This is a genomic window from Bartonella queenslandensis AUST/NH15, assembly GCF_000312585.1.
Taxonomy (GTDB): Bacteria; Pseudomonadota; Alphaproteobacteria; order Rhizobiales; family Rhizobiaceae; genus Bartonella; species Bartonella queenslandensis_A.
Genome location: NZ_HE998246.1, coordinates 1 through 223 on the forward strand (window position 1 = coordinate 1; position 223 = coordinate 223).

The window sequence follows — 223 nt, forward strand, 5'->3', positions numbered from 1 at the left end:
TATGTAACAACCCGTGAATGTGCACAGCTTTTTAGCGTATCAACAACAACGATTCGCAATTGGGTGCTTCAAGGGGAGTTTCCTCAACCCTATAAGCTAGGCAGAGCAGTAAGATGGAGAAAAAAAGAGATTCTCGCTTTTACTCCAAAGAAAAATACGGAGCAAATAACAACAAATTAAGTAAAATTGTATAAACCACAAGAGGTGGTCTAAAAGGTGGTCT

At 39.0% G+C, this 223-nt stretch carries 1 protein-coding gene; it reads left to right on the forward strand.

Annotation, left to right across the window (positions count from 1 at the left end; all coding sequences use genetic code 11):
- Window positions 1–180, forward strand: a 180-nt coding sequence (locus BN338_RS10065) for a helix-turn-helix transcriptional regulator (protein ID WP_039762035.1), incomplete at its 5' end; no start/stop codon positions are given.
- Window positions 181–223 lie beyond the last annotated feature (43 nt).